This window comes from Bradyrhizobium sp. P2_E8 (assembly GCF_056403875.1).
In genome coordinates this window covers 1-868 of sequence record NZ_JBFUES010001696.1, presented here as the reverse complement: position 1 = coordinate 868, position 868 = coordinate 1, and the positions used below count along the sequence as shown (strand labels likewise).

Below are 868 nucleotides of genomic sequence, written 5' to 3'. Positions count from 1 at the left end.
GATCTATGCCGCGGCCATCGCCATCGTCGGCGGCATCATGCTCTATGCCCTCGCGACCCGTACGACGATGGACGTCAACGTGCTGCATGAGCGCAATCCCCTCTTCGTCCAGCTCTCGGATGGCGGGGTGCGCAACGACTACACCGTCCGCATCCTCAACAAGGGCGCCCAGCGATCGTTTGCGCTCGCGGTCTCCGGTCTGCCCGGCGCAACCATTCGCGTCGCCGGCATCGACGGCAGCCCCGACGGCAAGCCCGTCATCGAGGTCGGGCAGGACCAGACCCGCGAGGTCAGGCTGTCGGTGCAGGTCGGCCCCAGCGACCTGCCGAAGACCTCGCGTGACATCGATATCGCCATCACCGACACGGCCGGCGGCGGACGAGCAAGCGCCCGCGATCATTTCGTGCCGGGCGAGCAGTAGCTGCCACATTCCATGGCGCATCCGGCGCCTGCCGCCGGATGCTGAATGAGACGTTAACAGTACCGCTCGAATTGAAGCCGCGCTCCAACGGTATTTTCCAATCTTTGCGCTAAGGATGACCGCATAACCCGGGCTCAGCCCGCGTGAACGGGGACGACGGGACGTGGTCGACATCGCGCACCAGGCAGCGATCAATCCGGCATCGGCAAAGGCTGCCGAGGCTGCGCGCGCGCTCGTCCCGCTCACCGCGATCGAACCCGGCCAATGGCGCGCACTGGCGCAGCGGGCGGTCGAGCCGAACGGATATTACCTGCCCGCCTGGGAGCTCGCCGTCAGCGCAACCGCGCGCGGCCGCACGGATGCCTCCGTACTGCCCGCATTCGACGGATCTTCGACGCGGCTGATCGGGCTGATGCCGGTGATCTCGCTGTGGCGGGCATGGAAGAT

General features: G+C 66.7%; 1 protein-coding gene and 1 pseudogene. Both read left to right on the top strand.

Annotated features, from left to right (window positions below; genetic code table 11):
* The coding region (locus tag AC1D00_RS43290) for a FixG Ig-like domain-containing protein (protein WP_477014950.1) at nt 1–421 on the top strand (421 nt) is incomplete at its 5' end.
* 163 nt (nt 422–584) lie between these two features.
* Nucleotides 585–868 (top strand): annotated as a pseudogene (locus tag AC1D00_RS43285) (GNAT family N-acetyltransferase); the annotation flags it as partial.